Origin of the sequence: Actinorhabdospora filicis (genome assembly GCF_030269765.1) — a bacterium.
GTDB lineage: Bacteria > Actinomycetota > Actinomycetes > Mycobacteriales > Micromonosporaceae > Actinorhabdospora > Actinorhabdospora filicis.
Genome location: NZ_BSTX01000003.1, coordinates 873,283 through 891,943, shown reverse-complemented (window position 1 = coordinate 891,943; position 18,661 = coordinate 873,283). Strand labels below are relative to the sequence as shown.

Annotated in this window: 18 protein-coding genes; 9 read left to right on the top strand and 9 right to left on the bottom strand. The window is 73.1% G+C overall.

What is annotated here, in order from left to right; all coding sequences use genetic code 11:
* Positions 1-16: 16 nt before the first annotated feature.
* From QSK10_RS24430 to QSK10_RS24420, 3 genes are all read left to right on the top strand, one after another.
* Positions 17-949 (top strand): hypothetical protein, encoded by a 933-nt coding sequence (locus QSK10_RS24430; protein WP_285665281.1) that lies wholly within the window; start codon positions 17-19, stop codon positions 947-949.
* A 42-nt stretch (positions 950-991) separates the two neighbouring features.
* On the top strand, positions 992-1,897 hold the full coding sequence (locus QSK10_RS24425; protein WP_285665280.1) for an RNA ligase family protein: 906 nt from the start codon (positions 992-994) through the stop codon (positions 1,895-1,897).
* A gap of 66 nt (positions 1,898-1,963) precedes the next feature.
* A complete protein-coding gene (locus tag QSK10_RS24420; protein ID WP_285665279.1) occupies positions 1,964-2,848 on the top strand; it encodes a 2-dehydropantoate 2-reductase in 885 nt (294 codons plus the stop codon).
* 51 nt (positions 2,849-2,899) lie between these two features.
* On the opposite strand, the gene QSK10_RS24415 is transcribed toward QSK10_RS24420, so the two are convergent.
* The 3 genes from QSK10_RS24415 to QSK10_RS24405 form a co-directional block, all read right to left on the bottom strand.
* Complete coding sequence (locus QSK10_RS24415) at positions 2,900-3,349, bottom strand: carboxymuconolactone decarboxylase family protein (protein WP_285665278.1); 450 nt, start codon at positions 3,347-3,349, stop codon at positions 2,900-2,902.
* 13 nt (positions 3,350-3,362) lie between these two features.
* A complete protein-coding gene (locus QSK10_RS24410; RefSeq protein ID WP_285665277.1) occupies positions 3,363-4,550 on the bottom strand; it encodes an MFS transporter in 1,188 nt (395 codons plus the stop codon).
* A 65-nt stretch (positions 4,551-4,615) separates the two neighbouring features.
* On the bottom strand, positions 4,616-5,089 hold the full coding sequence (locus tag QSK10_RS24405; RefSeq protein WP_285665276.1) for an RrF2 family transcriptional regulator: 474 nt from the start codon (positions 5,087-5,089) through the stop codon (positions 4,616-4,618).
* 84 nt (positions 5,090-5,173) lie between these two features.
* On the opposite strand from QSK10_RS24405, the gene QSK10_RS24400 reads away from it, so the two are divergent.
* Positions 5,174-6,667 carry an alpha/beta hydrolase gene (locus QSK10_RS24400; protein ID WP_285665275.1) on the top strand — a complete coding sequence of 498 codons (1,494 nt, stop codon included), beginning with the start codon at positions 5,174-5,176 and terminating at the stop codon, positions 6,665-6,667.
* Between the two features lie 74 nt (positions 6,668-6,741).
* Positions 6,742-8,331, top strand: coding sequence for a serine/threonine protein kinase (locus tag QSK10_RS24395; protein ID WP_285665274.1), 1,590 nt, complete (start codon positions 6,742-6,744; stop codon positions 8,329-8,331).
* Positions 8,332-8,357: 26 nt separating this feature from the next.
* On the opposite strand, the gene QSK10_RS24390 is transcribed toward QSK10_RS24395, so the two are convergent.
* On the bottom strand, positions 8,358-9,377 hold the full coding sequence (locus QSK10_RS24390; RefSeq protein ID WP_285665273.1) for a TY-Chap domain-containing protein: 1,020 nt from the start codon (positions 9,375-9,377) through the stop codon (positions 8,358-8,360).
* Positions 9,378-9,513: 136 nt separating this feature from the next.
* On the opposite strand from QSK10_RS24390, the gene QSK10_RS24385 reads away from it, so the two are divergent.
* From QSK10_RS24385 to bioD, 4 genes are read left to right on the top strand one after another with little or no spacing between them, the layout of a single operon-like run.
* On the top strand, positions 9,514-10,158 hold the full coding sequence (locus QSK10_RS24385) for a DUF3159 domain-containing protein (RefSeq protein ID WP_285665272.1): 645 nt from the start codon (positions 9,514-9,516) through the stop codon (positions 10,156-10,158).
* 51 nt (positions 10,159-10,209) lie between these two features.
* The gene (gene bioA / locus QSK10_RS24380; RefSeq protein WP_285665271.1) at positions 10,210-11,532 is read left to right on the top strand and encodes an adenosylmethionine--8-amino-7-oxononanoate transaminase; all 1,323 of its coding nucleotides are present in this window, start codon (positions 10,210-10,212) and stop codon (positions 11,530-11,532) included.
* Entirely contained in the window at positions 11,529-12,629 is a 1,101-nt protein-coding gene (locus tag QSK10_RS24375) for an aminotransferase class I/II-fold pyridoxal phosphate-dependent enzyme (protein ID WP_285665270.1), read from the top strand. The genes bioA and QSK10_RS24375 overlap by 4 nt, the downstream gene beginning before the upstream one ends.
* A gap of 5 nt (positions 12,630-12,634) precedes the next feature.
* On the top strand, positions 12,635-13,276 hold the full coding sequence (bioD, locus tag QSK10_RS24370; RefSeq protein WP_285665419.1) for a dethiobiotin synthase: 642 nt from the start codon (positions 12,635-12,637) through the stop codon (positions 13,274-13,276).
* 163 nt (positions 13,277-13,439) lie between these two features.
* On the opposite strand, the gene QSK10_RS24365 is transcribed toward bioD, so the two are convergent.
* The 5 genes from QSK10_RS24365 to QSK10_RS24345 all read right to left on the bottom strand — a co-directional run bounded on the left by QSK10_RS24365 (position 13,440) and on the right by QSK10_RS24345 (position 18,657).
* Entirely contained in the window at positions 13,440-14,585 is a 1,146-nt protein-coding gene (locus QSK10_RS24365; protein ID WP_285665418.1) for a cytochrome P450, read from the bottom strand.
* Between the two features lie 16 nt (positions 14,586-14,601).
* Positions 14,602-15,087 (bottom strand): hypothetical protein, encoded by a 486-nt coding sequence (locus tag QSK10_RS24360; RefSeq protein WP_285665269.1) that lies wholly within the window; start codon positions 15,085-15,087, stop codon positions 14,602-14,604.
* A 146-nt stretch (positions 15,088-15,233) separates the two neighbouring features.
* Entirely contained in the window at positions 15,234-16,319 is a 1,086-nt protein-coding gene (locus QSK10_RS24355) for an alkene reductase (RefSeq protein WP_285665268.1), read from the bottom strand.
* Positions 16,320-16,379: 60 nt separating this feature from the next.
* Positions 16,380-16,781, bottom strand: a complete 402-nt coding sequence (msrB, locus tag QSK10_RS24350) for a peptide-methionine (R)-S-oxide reductase MsrB (RefSeq protein ID WP_285665267.1) — start codon at positions 16,779-16,781, stop codon at positions 16,380-16,382.
* Between the two features lie 34 nt (positions 16,782-16,815).
* Complete coding sequence (locus tag QSK10_RS24345; protein ID WP_285665266.1) at positions 16,816-18,657, bottom strand: hypothetical protein; 1,842 nt, start codon at positions 18,655-18,657, stop codon at positions 16,816-16,818.
* Between the last annotated feature and the right edge of the window lie 4 nt (positions 18,658-18,661).

Sequence of the window (18,661 nt, the reverse complement as noted above, 5' to 3'; positions counted from 1 at the left end):
GAGGAAGGGCCCACGGGTGCGGATCAGAGTCGACGCCTGGGATCCCGGCTACGTTACCCCCGGTGACGAGACCGCCCAGCAGTCGAAGGCCAAAGTGGACGCCGGGGTCGAGATCCCCGTCGCCTCCTGGGCCCCCATCGACGCCGTGGCCGAGCCACGCCTGAGGACCGTCCTCCTCGTCGACGGCGTCCGCCGCCTCGACGCCCACCTCTGGCTGACCCCCGACGACAACGGCGAGGCCAAGCCGGGCATCTGCGCCTCCTACGCCGCCGGAGTCGTGCGCTGCACCCCCGGCGACGGCGCCACCCTCGTCGCCGCGCAGGTCATGCACGGGCTGTTCACCTCGGTGGCCGACGTCCCGTCCATGACCGCCCACGGCGGCGCGGTCTACGTGTCCCACCCCGTCACCGGCGGCGAGACCGCCGACCTGGTCAACGCCGTCCAGGCGCAGCTGCGCGGCCTGGAGATCTCGGTGACCGCCAAGGCCAACGCCATCGACGAGGAACTCCTCATCGTCGACGGCCCCCTCCACGGCCGCGCGCACATCGCCCGCGCCCTCGGCTACGTGAAGTCCCACCGCGTCCAGTACCTGCCCGGCGAGCTGGGCCGCCTGGTCAACTCCCTCGAAGCCGGGCAGCGCACCCCCGTCTTCGCCCTGGACACCTCCTGGGCGCGCTACAGCTGGTACCTGCGCCTGCCCGGCGCCGACGTGCCCGCCGCCGGGCTGGTGCGGCTGGAGGCCTCGGCCGACCTGCCACTGGACGACGTGGTCGCGCTGGCCAACGCCGCCTCGGCGGCGCTGCCGCGCCTGGCGTCCAGCCCGTACAAGGACCCGCGCGCGCCACAGAACCTCACGCCGATCGCGGGCCTGGAGCGCAGGCTGCGGACGCTGCTGGGCGACCAGCGGCTGCTCCAGCGGGGGCTGCGGGCGGCGGCCTCGCGCAACTGAAACCGGGGTGACGCGGGCACCGCCACCGTCCAGACTGGACCGATGCGGCACCTGCCCTACCCCAAGATCGCGCTCGCCGCGCAGGACACCACCGGCGGCCGGTGGATCGCCACCGAGAAGATCCACGGGGCGCAGCTGACGCTGGCCACCGACGGGTCGCTCACCCGCGTCGGCAAGCGCAAGGCGTGGCTGGCCGGGGACGAGCCCTTCTTCGGCTGGCAGCTGCTCCGCGACCGGCTCACCGCCACCGCGCTCGCCGCCCACCACGCGTGCGGCGGGACCGTGCGCCTGTACGGCGAGCTGTACGGCGGCGCCTACCCCTCGCCCTCGGTCGCCGCCGTGCCCGGCGTGAGCGCCGTGCAGACCGGCGTCTGGTACTGCCCCGGGGTGCGCTTCGCGCTCTTCGACGTGCTCGTCGGCGACCCGGCGGAGTACCTGCCCTACGACGAGATCGCCGCCATCGCCGCCGCCGGTGGCGTCGACGCCGTCCCGCTGCTCGCGCGCGGCACCCGCGCCGAGATGGGCGCGACGCCGACCCGGTTCCCCACCACCGTCCCGGGCGCCCTGGGGCTGCCCGCGCTGCCGGGCAACCTCGCCGAGGGCGTCGTCGTCCGCGCCGACGCGCGGCTACCGGCCGGGCGGCGGCCGATCCTCAAGCGCAAGATTCCCGAGTTCGACGAACGGCGCTTCGACGCCTCCCGCCCCTTCGACCCGCGCGCCGCGCTCACCGCGGGCGAACTGGCGGCCGTCGCGCTGGGCATGGTCAATCCCGCGCGCGTGGCCTCGGCCCGCTCGAAGGTCGGCGCCCTCGCCACCGCGATCGCCGAGGAGGTCGCCCTCGACGTCCTGGTCGATCTCGCCGACGCCTTCCCGGCCGCGATGGCGCGCCTGGACGACGCGGCCGAGGCCGCGCTCGCCGCGCGCCTGCGCGCCGCCGCGCTGGCGTGACCCATCCCTCATTGCCGCCCCACCCCGCTCCGGGGGAAGCTCGTTCCCCCACCCAAAGGAGCCCCCATGCGGACGGTCATCATCGGCGCCGGTGGCGTCGGCGGCTACTTCGGCGCCCTCCTGGCCTCGGCCGGGCATGAGGTCGCGTTCCTGGCGCGGGGCGCGCATCTCGACGCGCTACGGACGCGCGGCCTGCGGGTGAGCAGTCCCGACGGGGACATGGCCGTGACGGGTGTGCGCGCCTCCGATTCCACCGCCGAGCTGGGTACCGCCGACGTGGTGCTGCTGTGCGTGAAGACCTGGCAGCTGGACGCGGTCCTGCCGCACCTGAAGCCGCTCATCGGCCCGGACACCGCCGTGGTCACCACCCAGAACGGCGTCGAGGCGCCGGACGCGGTGGCCGCCGCGGTCGGCCGGGAGCACGTGCTGCCGGGTGTCGCGCGGGTCATCGCGCGCATCGACGGGCCGGGCGTCATCGCCCACGTCGGCGGCGGGGTCCTCACCTTCGCCGAATGGGACGGCGGTTCCTCACCGCGCGCGGAGGCGCTGCGGGAGGCCGTCGGCGCGCGGGCGAGCGTCTCGCCGGGCATCTGGTCGGAGCTGTGGGCGAAGTTCGCCTTCATCGCCCCCACCGGCGGCCTGGGCGCGGTCACCGGGGCCGCGTTCGGCGAGCTGCGAGATGACCCGGACACCCGCAGGGTGCTCGCCGACGGTTACGCCGAGGTGGGCGCGGTCGCCGCCGCGCACGGGGTGGACCTGGGCGACGTGGCCGCCTCGACCCTGGCGTTCCTGGACGCGCAGCCCGAGCAGGGCACGACCTCGCTCCAGCGCGACATCATCGCCGGGCTGCCGTCCGAACTGGACGCCTGGACCGGCGCGGTGGTGCGCCTGGGCGAGGCGAAGGACGTGCCGACGCCGGTCAACCGGGTGCTGTGGAGCGTCCTGAAATAGCCCTGGAACGGCAGAAGGCCCGGCGAAACGCCGGGCCTTTCTCGCGCGTGCTCAGATCTTCGTCATCGGCGGGACCCGCAGGGCCACGTTCACCCGGTTCCAGGTGTTGATCTGGACGATCCCCACCACCAGGGCCGCCAGCTGCGCCTCCTCGAAGTGGGCGGCCGCCTCGTCCCAGATCTCGTCGGGGACGCCGTGGGCGTCCAGGAGGGTCATCGCCTCGGTCAGCGCGAGGGCCGCGCGCTCGGCGGGGGTGTAGTAGGGCGCCTCGCGCCAGCCCGCCAGGGTCCACAGGCGGACCTCGCTCTCGCCGTGCTCGCGGGCGTCCCGGGCGTGCATGTCGAGGCAGAAGGCGCAGCCGTTGATCTGGCTGGCCCGCAGCTTCACCAGCTCCAGGGTGGCGTGCGGGACACCGGCGGAGCGGACGTGCTGCTCGACGGCGAGCCAGGCCTGGTAGGCGGCCTCGGAGTGGTTCAGGAAGCGCTTCATGCGGTGGGTCATCGGTGATCTCCTTCTAAGCGGCGATGAGCATGACGACAATGGTGGGTCCGAAGGCCCCGCCGAGCTGGAAGAACAGGTTGAACAGGCCGATGGCGGCCGGGCGGATGGCCTCCGGGGCGGCCCGCATGGCGCGGACCCCGAGAACGGCCTGGGCGGTGGAGCTGGCGGCCACGCCGATGGTCGCGGCGGCGAAGGCCAGCGCGGGCGGGGCGAGCAGGAGCAGCGGTGCGGCGGCGCCCATGGCGGCGACCACGACGGGCGAGACGAACCGCGCGGCCAGCACGAAGGAGATGCCCGATCCGGCCATCAGGGCCAGCATCTGGCCGGTGCCGATGAGGCCGGCGGCCCAGTCGGTGCGGGCGGACAGGATGCGCGGGACGGCGTAGAGCAGCCCGAAGTACGAGGTGGACAGCGCGAGGGTCAGCCCGGCGGCGCCCAGGAAGGCCCGGCTGCGCAGCAGCGCCAGCGGCACGAAGCCCTCGGGGCGGCGGCGGATGTGCGGGACGAGCAGGGCGACCGCGATCGCGACGACGGCGAGCCCGGCGATCGGCAGGTGCGGCAGCGAGACCAGTCCGGTGACGAGGGCGGCGAGCAGCACGGCCCCGGTGGCGTCGAAGGCGCCGCGGCCGACCGGGGCGGTGGCGTGGCGGGCGAGCACGGGGACGGCGAGGACGGTCACGGCCTGCACGGCGAAGACGAGGTGCCATCCGGCGTGCTGGGTGATGACCGAGCCCAGGAGCGGCCCGGAGGCGCCGACGACGCCGAATCCGGCGGTGATGGCGCCCATGCGACGGGGGATCCCGCCGGAGAGGTTCATCGCGGAGGTGACCATCGCGGCCCCGCCGAGGGCCTGGAGGGCGCGGGCGGCGATGAGGAGCCCGAACCAGGGGGTGAGGACGGCCAGGACGGTGCCCAGCAGGGTCAGCGCTCCGCCGAGGTAGAGGACGGGCCGGACGCCGAAGCGGCGGGCGAGGCCGCCCATGAGGGGCGCGCCGACGGCCACGGCCAGGCCGAAGGCGGTGACGAGCCAGGACACGGTGGCCGCGCCGACGCCGAGGTCGGTGGCCAGGGTGGGCAGGATCAGGGCCGGGCTGTTGGCGCTGAGCGCGATGGGGGCGGTGGCCAGGATCAGCAGGGGCGCGGGGGCGAGGGTGCGGGCGGCCCCGGCTGCGGCGGGGCGGGTGAGCGTCAAGACAGCCATGATTCCTCGATATCTAGTGTCCAGAATTAAGCGCCGGAAAAAGCCCCGAAAGGGGACGTCACGGGCTAAGAAGCCAGTTCGCGGGCGATCTTCTCCACCGACTCCGGGAAGCCCTTGGCCACCCGGTCCCGCAGGTCGGCGATGGTGGTGGCGGCCAGTTCGCGCCGCCAGGCGATCTCGGCCTTCGACATCGCCATCGAGATGAAGCAGGATCCGGCGTAGTCGTGCCCGGACTCCCCCACCGGCGAGTCGGCCAGGATCGAGGAGCAGCGGAAGGCGTCCTCGGGACCCTCGATGGCGGTGACGACGTCCATCAGCGTGATCCGCTCGGGCCGCCGGGCCAGCCGGAAGCCGCCGCGCGGGCCGGAGGTGGAGCTCAGGATCCCGGCCCGGACCAGCGCCTGCATCTGCTTGTTCAGGTAGGCCGGCGGCAGCTCGTAGAAGGCGGCGAGTCGCTTCGCCGGGACGGCGGTGTCGCCGACCCAGCAGAGGTTGACACAGCTGTGCAGTGCCCACTCGACGCCCTCGTTCATCTTCATAACCTAGACACTACCTATCCAGAATCGATCTGTCAAACGCGTGTCTCGTGTGTCACGAGTGACCGGTGTGATTGGCTGTGCGCCATGTTCCGGGGACGCACCTTCCGCATCGCCGTCACGGCGACCGCCGCGCTGCTGCTGGCGGCCTGCACGCACCAGTCCGCCACCTTCTCCTCGCCGGAGGGCACCACCCCCGCCGCGCAATGGGGCGCCTGCCAGGAGCGTTACGGCGTCCCCAACACCACCGTGGAGTGCGCGACCATCAAGGTCCCCGCCGACTGGGACACCCCCGGCGGCGAGACCCTCGACCTGGCGCTGGTGCGCACCAAGTCGAAGTCGCAGAAGGACCGCATCGGCTCGCTGGTGATCAACCCCGGCGGGCCCGGCGGCTCGGGCGTGGACTTCGCCATCTACCTGGCCAAGTCGCTGCCGAAGGAGATCCTCTCCCGCTTCGACATCGTCGGCTTCGACCCGCGCGGCGTGGGCCGGTCCACGCCCGTGGAGTGCATCGCCGACGGCGAGAAGGACGCCATCAACGGCTACACCCCCGACCCGGTCGAGAAGGGCGCCTTCGACGGCCTGGTGGCGCTGCAGAAGGCCGCGGTGGACTCCTGCTACCAGAAGTACGGCGACTCCCTGGCGCACTTCGCCTCGGTGCAGGCCGCCCGCGACATGGACGCCATCCGCACCGCCGTCGGCGATGACAAGCTGTCCTACCTCGGGTTCTCCTACGGCACCCTCCTCGGCTCGATCTACGCCCAGCAGAACGGGCAGAACCTGCGCGCGGCGGTGCTGGACGGCGCCGTCGACCCCGGTGAGAGCGACGTGACGTCCAGCGAGGGCCAGGCGGCCGCCTTCGAGAAGGCCTTCGACGCCTTCGCCGCGTGGTGCAAGACCAACGCGAGCACGTGCGGCATGGGCGACGACCCGCGCCAGTACGTCATGAACCTCATCGCCTCCGTCGAGGCGCGGCCCCCGTCCGGCGCGAACGGGCGCGTGGCCACCGCCGGGTGGGTGCTCACCGCCGTGGTCGCCGCCCTCTACGACGAGGAGGCCTGGCCCTACCTCGCGGCGGGGCTGACGCAGACGGCGGCCGGCAAGCCGTCCCTGATGTTCGAGATGGCCGACAACTACGTGGGACGGTCGGGCACCGGGACCTACGACAACTCCACCGACGCGTTCAGCGCGGTCACCTGCTCCGACGACGCCACCACCGAGACCGTCGACCAGGTTCGGGCCTACCAGGGCGAATGGCGCGGAAAGTACCCGATGTTCGGCGCTCCCCTGGCGCTGTCGCTGCTGCCGTGCGCGCTGTGGCGCGCGCCACGCACCCCCTATCCGACCGGCGCGTCCTCCGGCGGCCCGGAGATCCTCGTCGTGGGCACCACCGGCGACCCCGCCACTCCCTACGTCAACGCGGGCAAACTCGCAGCTCAGCTGGGTAACGCCGAAGTGCTGACGTGGGAAGGGGAAGGGCACACCGCCTACCCGAAGACCGCATGTGTCACGGCGGCGGTGAACGGGTACCTTTTGGAGCTGACCACGCCACCGGCGGGCACCGTCTGCCCGCCCAAGTAGACCGCTCCCTCACGGACCGCATCCGTCTATCGTGTGGCGAGTTCACGACCGACGGCCTGGGGGAGCACACGCCGATGACGAAGACGATCGACGACCGCTACCGCCTCGAAGAGCGCATCGGCGCCGGAGGCATGGGCGAGGTGTGGCGGGGCACCGATCTGCGCCTCCAGCGGCCCGTCGCGGTCAAGATGCTCCACGAGTCGCTGCGCGATGACGCCGACCAGGCCGCGCGCTTCCAGGCCGAGGCCCGCACGATCGCCCAGATCCACCACGCCAACGTCGTCCGCGTCTACGACTTCGGGCAGGAGGGCGCCTCGGCCTACATCGTCATGGACTTCATCGAGGGCCGCTCCCTGGGCGACATCCTCCGCGAGGAGGGGAAGCTGACGGTGGAGCGGACCGCGGCGATCATGGCGCAGGCCGCCGAGGCGCTGCACGCCGTCCACAAGCGCGGGGTCATCCACCGCGACGTGAAGCCGGACAACCTGATCGTCCAGGAGGACGGGACGGTCGTCCTCACCGACTTCGGCATCGCCCGCCACGACATGTCGATGACGCTCACCGCGACCGGCACCGTCATCGGCACCGCGTACTACATGTCGCCCGAGCAGGTCTCCGGCGAGCGCCCGGTACCGGCCAGCGACCAGTACTCCCTGGGCATCGTGACCTACCGCTGCCTGGTCGGCGAGCTGCCCTTCGACGGCGACACCCCCATCTCGGTGGCGGTGAAGCAGCTGAAGGACCCGGTGCCGGACCTGCCGAAGGGGCTGCCGTCGTCGATGGCGGCGGCGGTGCTGAAGTCGCTGCGCAAGAAGCCCGCCGACCGCTGGCCGGACTGCGCGGCCTACGGGCGCGCCATGATGGGGATGATCCCGAAGGGCGAGACCACGGCGTCGCTGGCGGTGGCCAAGACGACGCTGATGGCCAAGACCCGTCAGCTCATGCCGAAGTCGAAGGGCTCGGCGGCGGTCACCAAGCCGGCCACGAGCCTGCCGGTGACGGAGAAGGCGCCGATCGCCCCGAAGCAGCGGGTGAAGGCCTCGGCGCAGGCGCCCAAGAAGCCGCCCGTGGTGGCCCCGGCCGCGCCGACGAAGGTCGCCCCGAAGGTGCCCGTGGCGCCGCCCGCGCCGCCGGTGAAGGCGCCGGAGAAGCCGCGCAAGAAGGGCGGGCTGAGCACCGCCGTGCTGGCGGTGATCGCGGGTGTGGCGGTGCTGGCGCTGGTGCTGTACCTGGTGACCCGCGAGGGTGACACCCCCGGCGACAACGGGGCCAACGGGGGCCCGGGCCAGAACCAGGGCGCGAACAACGGGGGCGACCCGGATCCGGGCGGCGGCGACCATAGCGAGGAACCGAACACCAACGATTCGGCCGACCCCGGCAACAACGGGAACGATGACGGCGACGACCACAGCGGAGCCTCGCAGGAGCCGCCCGCGGGTAAGACCTTCAAGATCCTCGGCATGGTGGGCTGGGACAAGAAGAGCGTGGACAACTACCTGACCACGCACAACTCGAAGGCGAACTACCTGCCCGACGAAAACGCCGACAAGGTCAGCTGCCTGGTCAGCCGACAGGACCCGGTGAAGGATGAGCAGGTCCAGGAGGGCTCACCCGACATCAACGTGTGGATGCATCCCGACTGCATCGCCAAGTTCCAGGGCTGACAGGGCCAAGGCTGACAGAGCCAGGGTTAGAAAGCAGACCGGCCCGCGATGCCCAGCACCGGCAGGTAGAGCCGCTCGCCGTCGGCGGTGAAGCCGTCGTACTGGATGTCGAAGAGGTCGTCGATCCCGAAGAGCTGGAGGCCGTCCACGAGCATGTGGGCGGCCGCCGCCGCATCGGCCCGGGTGCCCTGGTCGAAGGTCCGCGACCAGGTCGGCACTCCCCCGCCGGGCGGGCGGAAACCGAGGTCGGCCAGGCGTCCCAGGCCACCCCGGTAGGGGTCGCGGACGGCGGCGCTGGCCTCGACGCGGATGGAGCCGTCGACGATGGTCTGCACGAAGCGGCCCGACCAGTCGTTGGTGCGCAGGATGAGGGTGGCGGCGGTGTCCATGATCGGGACGTCGCCGGCCATGTCGTTGATGCAGCCGGTGAGGCGGTCGGCGAACTCGGCGATCTCCTTGACCACCGGCTCGGTCGGCAGCTCGGCCTCGGCGCGGCTGTAGGCGCGCCAGCCGGAGGTGTCGCCGTGCACGATGTTGCGCGCTTCCAGGGCCTCCATCGCGTCGGTGGCCAGGATGCGCAGGCTCACCCCGCCGTAGAAGCGGCGCAGGTGCAGTTCGAGGGTGGCGACCGGGTCCCGCCAGCGGACCCACGGCCCGCCGTCGCCGCCGCGGATGTCCGGCGCGCCCAGGACGCCCAGGATGCGGCGCAGGATCTGCCGGAATACGATCATCCGGTGTTCCTCACCCGCCTTGCCGCGCTCGGCCGACTTGAGGATCATCAGCTCGATGGCGTAGTACTCGGCGTCGGTCTTGATGTTCGCCTGGGTCGGGACCATGTCGGCGAAGGCCGAACCCGTGGTGTACCCGGTCTCGGCGCGCAGCGCGCCCAGACCCTCCTCGCCGGCCTTCCCCCGGTGCAGCTCCCAGCCGAGGGATTCCATGGCCCGTACCACATCGGACTCCCGCCACCGGCCGAAGTCCACGCCGCCGAGCCGGGCGATGAGATCGTCCAGCTCCTGGTCGGTCAGGCGTTTGGTACCGAGCATCTGCGCATCCTGCCATCTCCGAATGGATCTTCACAGTGGCCCCGGACACTGGCCGTGACCGGGGTGAACCTTTAGGCTTGCCTAACCTCAGCTATGCGATCAATACTCTGCTGTCAATGACAGGGACGGTGTGCGGGTGAGTGCCCACGACCTCGAAGGACCCGACTCGCTCGCCAGGCTCCTCGGCGGACGCGCGGGCGCGATCGACGCCACGCTACCGCCTCTGGCCTTCGGTGTGGGATGGCTCGTCTCCGGTCGCTCGATCGGGCTGGGGGTCCTGGCCGCGCTCGTCACCGGAGCCATTGTCGCCGGTTGGCGCCTGCGCCGGGGAACGCGCCCCCGCGCGGTGCTCATCGGACTGCTCGGAGTGTGCGGCGCGGGACTGATCGCCATGTACACCGGGCGCGCGCAGGACTTCTTCCTGCTGCAGATCCTGTCCAACGGCGCCAGCGCCCTCGCCTGGCTGGTGTCCATCGCGGTCCGGTGGCCCTTCCTCGGTCTGATCGCCGGTGCCGCCCTCGGCCAGAAGACCCGCTGGCGCAAGGATCCGGCCCTGCTGCGGGCCTACAACCGGGCCAGCGTCGTGTGGGTGTTCCAGTACCTGATCCGCCTCCTGGTCTTCGTCCCGCTGTGGTGGCTGGGGTGGGTGGAGGCCCTCGCCGTCACCCGGGTCGCGCTGACCTGGCCGCTCATCGCCGCCTGCCTGGCGATCTCCTGGTGGGTCCTGCGGCGCTCGCTGCCGCCGGGCCACCCCGGGATCCGCCATCCTCAGATCGACTGATCTACCGTACCCTCCAAACAAGGTCGTATGAAACCTACAAACGGAGGGTCCATGAGCACCGCCGAATGGCTCGCACGCGACGCGGCATCCGTCTGGCACCCGTTCACCCAGCACAGTGTCTGGCTCAGTGACGAACCCACCGTCGTCGAGCGCGCCGAAGGCGCCTGGCTCTACGACACCGACGGCCGGCGCTACCTCGACGGCGTTTCATCCCTGTGGGTGACCACGTTCGGGCACGGCGAGCCGGCCATCAACGACGCGATCCGCGAGCAGCTCGGCCGTCTCGACCACGCCACGTTCCTCGGTTCGACCCATCCGGTGGCCATCGAGCTCGCCGAGGAGCTGCTGTCGGTGGCCCCGCGCGGCGACCGCCGTCTGTCGAAGGTCTTCTACGCCGGGGACGGCTCCTCGGCCGTCGAGGCGGCCATCAAGATGGCCTACCAGCACTCGGTGCAGTCCGGGCGGGCCCGGCCCCTCTTCGTGCGCCTGACCGAGGCCTACCACGGCGACACCCTGGGCGCGGTCAGCGTCGGCGGCATCGACCTGTTCCACGCCACGTACAAGCCGCTGCTGCTGAAGACCCTCGCCGCGCCCTCCCCGGCCGTCTACGACCGGGCGAGCGTGTCGGCCGCCGACGCCGCCGCCGAGGCGATCAGGGCGCTCGACGCGATCATGGCCGAGCACGGCGACGACGTCAGCGCGATCATCGTGGAACCCATGGTGCAGGCCGCCGCCGGGATCCTGACCTACGACGCGTCCTACCTCAAGGCCGCCCGCGAGCTGGCCGACCGGCACGGCGCGCTGCTGATCTGCGACGAGGTCGCCACCGGCGTCGGGCGTACCGGGCGCATGTGGGCGTCCGAGCACGCCGGGATCGTCCCCGACCTGCTGATCACCGCCAAGGGCCTCACCGGCGGCTACCTGCCGCTGTCGGCGGTACTGGCCACCGACGACGTGTACGCCTCCTTCCTGGGCGCGCCCGCCGAGGCCCGCACCTTCTTCCACGGGCACACCTACACCGCCAACCCGCTGTGCGCGGCGGCGGCGCTGGCCAACCTGCGCCTCATGCGCGAACGGGACCTGCTCGGGCACGTCAGCGCGCTCGGCGAGCGCTTCGGCGAGCTGCTGGCGCCGCTGGCCGCGCGGCCGGGGGTGACGAACGTCCGGCGGCTCGGGGTGATGGCGGCCGTCGAGGTGGCCGCGCTCGGCGAGCGCACCGGGTTCCGGGTGTGCCAGGCGGCGAAGAAGCGCGGGGTGTGGCTGCGGCCGCTGGGCGACGCGATCGTCATCATGCCGCCGCTGGCGCTGTCGATGGACGAGGCGGAGATCCTGGTGGGCGCGCTGGACGAGGCGCTGTCCGAGGTCATCGGATGACGTGGTCGATCCTGGAGCGCAAGGCGGACCTGCGGGCCAAGGCGGGCCTGTCGCGGTCGCTGTCGCACCGGGCGGCCGGTGACGCGCTGGTCGATCTGGCCGGGAACGACTACCTGGGGCTGTCGCGGCATCCGGTGGTGCTGGACGCCGCCCGCGCGGCGCTCGACGCGTTCGGGCTGGGCGCGACGGGCTCGCGGCTGGTGCGCGGCTCGACGCGCGTCCATGAGGACCTGGAGGCCCGGCTGGGCGAGGTCCTGGGCGGTGCGGCCCTGGTGTACTCCTCGGGCTATCTGGCGAACCTGGGCGTGGTGCGCGGGCTGTGCCGGCCGCGGACGCCGCTGATCCGCGACGCCCACGCGCACGCCTCCCTCGTGGACGGCTGCCGCCTGGCGGGCATCGAGGCGGAGGTCGCGCCGCATTCGGATCCGGCGGCGCTGGAGGCGATGCTGCGCCCGGGAGCGGTGGTGCTGATCGAGTCGGTGTACTCGGTGGACGGCGATCTGGCGCCGCTGCCGGAGCTGTACGAGGTCTGCCGCCGCCACGGCGCGCTGCTGGTGGTGGACGAGGCGCACGCGCTCGGCGTGATCGGCCCGGACGGCGCCGGTGGCGTCGCCGCGGCGGGCCTGTCGGGCGCCGAGGGCCTGGTGGTGACCGCGACCCTGTCGAAGGCGCTGGGCGCCGCCGGTGGCGTGGTCGTGGGCCCGCCGTCGCTGCGGCGGCACCTGGTGGACACCGGGCGCACCTTCATCTACGACACCGCGCTGCCGCCGGCGGTCGCGGCGGGCGCGCACGCCGCGCTCGACCTGGCCGCCGCCGACGCCGCCCTGCGCGGTGATGTGGCCGACCGGGCGGCCTTCGCGGCCTCCGCGCTGGGGGTGCCGGCCCCTGCGGCGGGGGTCCTGTCGGTGCCCGCGCCGGACGCGGCGGGCGCGGTGGCGTGGGCCTCGCGCTGCCGGGAGGCGGGCGTGGCGGTCGGCTGCTTCCGGCCGCCGTCCACTCCGGACGGTTCCTCGCGGCTGCGGCTGACGGTGAACGCCGGTATCGAGCGGGACGTGTTCGAGGCGGCGGTGGCCGCGATCGTGGAGGCGAGGCCGTGAGGACCCTGATCGTGACCGGTACCGATACCGGTGTCGGCAAAACGGTGGTAACGGCGGCGATCGCCGCCGCCGCGCTCGCCAAGGGACTGCGAGTGGCGGTGCTCAAGCCCGCGCAGACCGGCGACGATGACGACGCGCGCGACATCGCGCGCCTGTCCGGGGCGGCCACCCGCACTCTCGTCAGCTATCCCGACCCGCTGGCCCCCTACACCGCCGCACGCGTGGCGGGACTGCCCGCGCTGCGCATGGCCGATGTCGTCGCCGAGGCGGGCCGCACCGAGGCCGACCTGCTGCTCGTCGAGGGCGCGGGCGGGCTGCTCGTCCAGCTCGGCGAGGACGGCTGGACCGCCGCCGACCTGTGCGCCGCACTGGCCGCCGAGCCGGTGGTGGTCGCGCGCGCGGCCCTGGGCACCCTCAACCACACCGCGCTGACCCTGGAGGCGCTGGAGCGGCGCGGCCTGGGCGGGCGCGTGGTGATCGGCGCGATGCCGGGCGAGCGCAAGCTGGTTCACGAGACGAACCTGCACGACCTGACGGTGCTGACCGGCGGGCTGGCCGGGATCGTGCCCGAGGGCGCGCCGGTGCTGCCCGGCTTCGCCGAGGCCGCGCCGGGGTGGCTGAGTCCGGGGCTGTACGGGACCTGGTGAACGGCCGGGTGAGCGGTTCGGTCAGTTGAGGGTGCCGGGGGTGTGAGCCGCCCCGGCACCTGGGGTTGAACGCCCGTCCGCAGCGCGGCACCGGCTTGCGGGGGAAAGCCTCCGGCCTCCTTCCGGGCGGGCGCCTTCTCCTCCACGGGCCGCGCGAGTCCCGCTAGGCGCTCCTGGCCACCACGAGGGCGTCGGGCATCCGGAACGACATGTTGTCCGGGCAGTCCGGCGCCTTCAGCACTTCACAGTCCCGCAGCAGCGGCGCGGCCTCGGCGACGACGACGGCCGCCTCCATGCGCGCCAGGTGCGCGCCGAGGCAGCGGTGGGCTCCGGCGCCGAAGGCGAGGTGGCGGCGCGAGCCGCGCTGGCCCGGCACGAACGCGCCGGGTTCAGCGGCGGCCGACGGGTCGCGCCCGGCCGCGCTCAGCCACAGCAGCACGCTCTCCCCCGCCGCGACGGGGAAGCCGCCGATGTCGGTGTCCGTGGCGGCGACGCGCCGCCAGCTCACGATGGGCGGGACAAGCCGCAGCCCCTCCTCCACGACGTCGGCGACCGTGACCGTCCCGGCCGTCAGCCCGGCGCGGACGCCCGGCTCGCCGGCCAGGCGGTGCAGCAGCAGCGTCAGGAACTGCGAGGTGGTCTCCTGCCCGGCGACGAGCAGGAAGAACAGCGCGCCGACCACGACGTCCTCGCCACCCGGTCCGCAATGGGCCCGCAGGTCGGCGATGAGCCCTGGGGCGGTGCGGACCAGCTCGCGCAGCTTCGCGTGGTACGGCCCGACGACCTCGGCCAGGCGGACCTGCCGGGCGGTGTCCAGGGGCGCCCAGAACAGTTCCAGCGCGGCCCGGGAGAACTCCTTGACCAGCCGCACGTCCTGCTGCGGCATCCCGATCAGGCGCGCCAGGGCCAGCAGCGGCAGGTCGGCGGCGAGGGTGTCGTAGAGGTCGACGGGCAGTCCGGCGCGCAGGTTCGCGGCGAGCCCGGCGACGCGGCGGCGCACCACGCCGGTCAGCCACGGGCGCAGGCCGTCGACCGCTGCGGGCGTCATGGCGTTCCCGACGACCTCGCGGATGCCGGGGTGGGTGGGCGTGCCGTTGTTGGCCAGGGTCGGCGGGAGCCGGAATCCGTGCCGGGCCAGGATCCGCAGCGCGGCCACCGGGATGGGCGTGACCGCGTCCAGCGCGTTGCCCGGCGCGAAGCGGTCGTTGTCGGCGAGGACCTCGCGGACCAGCCGGTGCGCGGCGACCACGACCTGGCCGCCCTGCCGCCAGACGGGTTCGGTGGGCTCGTGCTCCCAGAGCCGGTGCAGCGTCACGCGCGTCAGGCTACCGGTCGTGTCCCGGGGTCGCGCCGGGCTGCGGGAGCCAGGTGCGATAGGTCTCCCAGAGGTTGCGCAGCATGAAGACCTTCTCGTCGAAGTGCGGGTCGGCGGCGAACACCGGGCCGGTGTAGGGCGCGCGCATCCGCAGCATCTCGCCGGTGTCGAGGTAGATCACCGGGACGGTGCGGGTGCCGCGCCGCTCGGGCCGGATGTCGACGATCCGCGTCCAGGGCGCGTACCCGAAGGTGGAGCGGCCGATGGCGATCGGGTGGACGCCGGACTCGTCCACCGAGGCGCCGCTGCGGTAGGCCAGCGGCGCCGCCAGGCAGGCGCCGAGCACGAAGCCGCCCGCCACGGGCAGCACATCGGTCCACTCGAAGGTCCCGCGGGCCGCCTCCCACAACGGGAACAGCGCGGCCAGGGCCGCCACGATCAGGCCCGCGAAGAGACCCCGCCCGACCACCTGGCGCCAGGTCGGGCGGAAGTACAAAGACGCGCTCCCACCCACGGGCCGCCTCCGGGTGTCCCCAATACCGCTTGATCCCGCGAGGAATCGTCCCATGTGGCCGCCCGGCACACCTGGTTTCGGTAAGGAATCCGTCGTCCCGGGTGAACGGGCGACCACGTTTCGTGCCGCTATGACCAGGTTCCGTCATGCGGCAGTGGCGCGTAGTCGGTGTAGCCGTCGGGGACACCGGCGTACAGGTGCTCCTCGTTGATCCCGGCCAGCGGCGCGCCGGTGGCGAAACGGCGCGGCAGATCGGGATTGGCGATGAAGGACCGTCCATAGGCGACGATGTCGGCGTGCCCGGCGGCGATCATCGCCTCGCCCGTGGCGCGGTCGGTGGGATCGGCCGGGTCGTGGTTGCCGATGAGGGTGCCGCTCCAGTGCTTACGCAGATCGGCGATCGCGGGGTAGCGGCCCTTCTCGCTCACGTGCAGGTAGGCCAGCCCGCGCGGGTCGAGGGTGGTGGCCAGGACGCGGTACAGCCCGGCGGGATCGCTTTCCGCCACGCCGTTCTCGGGGTTGTCCGGGGACACGCGCAGGCCCACCCGCTCGGCGCCGACGGCCTCGGCGACGGCTTCGACGGTCTCCACGGTGAAGCGGACGCGGCCGTTGACCGAACCGCCGTAACCGTCGGTGCGCAGGTTGGTGTTGTCGCCGTGGAACTGCTTGAAGAGGTAGCCGTTGGCGCCGTGGATCTCCACGCCGTCGAAGCCGGCCGCGACCGCCTTGCGGGCCGCCTCGGCGAATCCGGCGATCACCGCGTCGATGTCCTGTGCCGTCATCGCCTCGGGGACCTCGAAGGGGACCTTCGCGTCACCGGCGCGCACGAGGCCCTCGGCGGCCACGGCCGAGGGGGCGATCGGGCGCTCGGCGCCGGGGTTGTTCAGGTGGTGGTTGAGGCGGCCCACGTGCCACAGCTGGGCGAAGATCCGGCCGCCCGCCGCGTGCACCGCCGTCGTGACGCCCGCCCACCCGGCGGCCTGCCCGTCGGTGAGCAGGCCCGGGACGCCCGCCTCGCCGCGTCCGCGCCACTCGGTGAACACGCCCTCGGTGACGATGAGAGCCGCGCTGGCGCGCTGCGCGTAGTAGGCGGCGGTGGCCGCGTGCGGGACGCCGGTGACGGCGTCGGCGCGGAAGCGCGTCATCGGGGCCATCGCGACCCGGTTGGGGAGGCGCAGCGCCGGGGAGACGTAAGGCGTGAGCAGGTTCGTCATACCCCGAAGCTAAACCCTGACACTGGTGTCAGGTTCACTGTGATGTCGGTCGCAGGAGGCTCAGCTCGCAGGCTTCTCGCGCAGCTTCAGGCTGATCGAGTTGATGCAGTAGCGCTGGTCGGGCAGGTCCAGCGGCGCGATCCCCTCGCCCTTGAACAGGTGCCCCAGGTGGGAGTCGCAGGTCCCGCAGCGGACCTCGGTGCGCACCATGCCGTACGAGCGGTCCTCCAGCAGCTTCACCGCGCCCTCGGGGGCGTCGGCGAAGGAGGGCCAGCCGCAGCCGGAGTGGAACTTGGTGTCGCTGGTGAACAACTCCGCCCCGCACGCCCGGCACACGTAGACCCCTTCGGTCTCGGTGTCGGTGTACTCGCCGGTGAAGGCGGGCTCGGTGCCGCCCTGGCGCAGGACGGCGTACTCGGCCGGAGTCAGCTTGCCGCGCCAGGGGTCGTTCTCTTCGGTCATGCACCGACAGTACGTCGCCGGGCGCCGGTGCCGCCTACGCCCGCACGAAGACCCCGTAGACCTCGCCGTCGCCCGCCAGCCGCGCCGCCGCCGTGGCCGCCGCCACGACGACCCGCCGCACCGGCCACGCCGACGGCAGCCCTCCCCCGGCGTTGATCAGCTCCACCACCGTGTGCGCGTCGCCGTCCAGGCCCCCGGCCGCCTCGCGCTCGGCGAGCGCCAGGGCGTCGGTGACCCAGTTGCGGGCGCGCTCGCGGGCGGCCGGTTCCAGGCGCGGGTCGGTGCCGGAGAGATCGGGGAAGTCACCGGCGAACTCACCGGCGGCGACCGCCTCGATCTCGGCGACCGCGGCCAGGGTGTGCAGGCGGATGTCGAGGTCGGCGTCGGTCTCGTCCTCCAGGATGACGATGCCGTGCCGGGTCGGGAAGGCCACCAGTTCGCGGGCCAGGTCCTTGGGGTCGGAGGTGCGCGCCGCGGCGGCCGAGATGAGCGCCAGTACCGCCTGGACGCGCTCGGGTACCTCACCCTGCCGGGCGAGCACCGCCTCCAGCGCGCCGTTCATGCGCTCGTACACGTCGTCTCCGGCGGTGTCGTCGACCTCGTCGATGACGGCCAGCGCCTCGGCGAACTCGCGCAGCGCCTGGCGGTGCCCGGCGGGGACGGAGTCGTCCTCGGCGGCGTCGAGGACGGCGGGGCCGCCGGCCAGCAGCAGGGCCGCGCAGGCGAAGAAGTGGAGGGCGGCGATGTCCTCGACGACCGCTTCGACGAGGTCGGCGGTCTCGGGGAGCAGGTCGGGGCGGCGGATCGCCGTCCAGACCGCGGCCAGGGCGTTGGAGGCGCCGATGATCTCGTCCACGTCGCGTTCGGTGGACGACTCCAGTTCCTCGGTCTCCCATTCGGCGAGGGCGGCCACGCCCACGTCGTCGCCGAGGGCGTCCAGGACGCGCCAGACGCCCCGGACGTCGGACAGGGGCGCGGCGAGCGTCGCCAGGGCCCGCAGGCCCGCCCAGAGGATCTCGCGCAGGCGGCGCACGGAGTAGCGCTCGCGCGGGTCGTCGGGGTCGCCGTCGCCGTGCTGCCAGCCCAGTTCGTGCTCGGTGATGAACTCCTCGATGAGGTCGTTGCCGCGCAGCTGGTCCTCGTTCCAGCTCTCGCCGGTGGCGCGGGCCACGGCGCGGGTGCGGCGCAGGAGGTCCTCGGCGAGGTCGAGGTCGCCGCCGCCGCGCACGACGAGCCGGGATTCGCTGCCCAGGCGCCGTTCGAGGCGGGCGGCGCGGATGAGGAGGACGCCGAGCTGGTCGACGAGTTCGGCGCCCCAGGGGGCCTCGGAGGCCCCGGCGACGAGGTCGGCGGCTTCGAGGACGTCCTTGGCGCCGGTGCGGGTGGGGTCCCACAGCGACGGGAGGGCCCCGGCGAGGAGGTAGCGGGCGTTCATGGCGAGGAGTTCGTCGCCGAGCAGTTCGGGGATCGACACGCCGGGCGGGTCGATGGGCTCCTCGAAGGGCGGGAGCCAGTTCTCCTCGTCGTAGGGCTCGGCGAGGGGCGCGACCTTCAGCCGCTCCACCGTGTACTCCAGGAGCCCGGGGCTCCAGGTGGTGACGTGGTGGGCGAGGGACGCCGCCGCGAGCGAGGCCGATTCCAGGCCGACGTCGGGCAGGACCACGAAGATGAACGCGCCGCCGGGGTAGCCGAGGACGCGGTAGTCGAGGACCGCGTCGTCCTCGTCGCTCTCGGGGACGGGCACACCGTCGTCGCCGATCACGCGAGGTGAGCGCCAGCCCTCCTCGACGGCGGCGAGGACGGCCTCGGTGACCATCGCGCCCTCGTCCTCCCCCTCACGGGGTCCGGCGATCTCGATCTCGCACAGGTACGGCACTCCG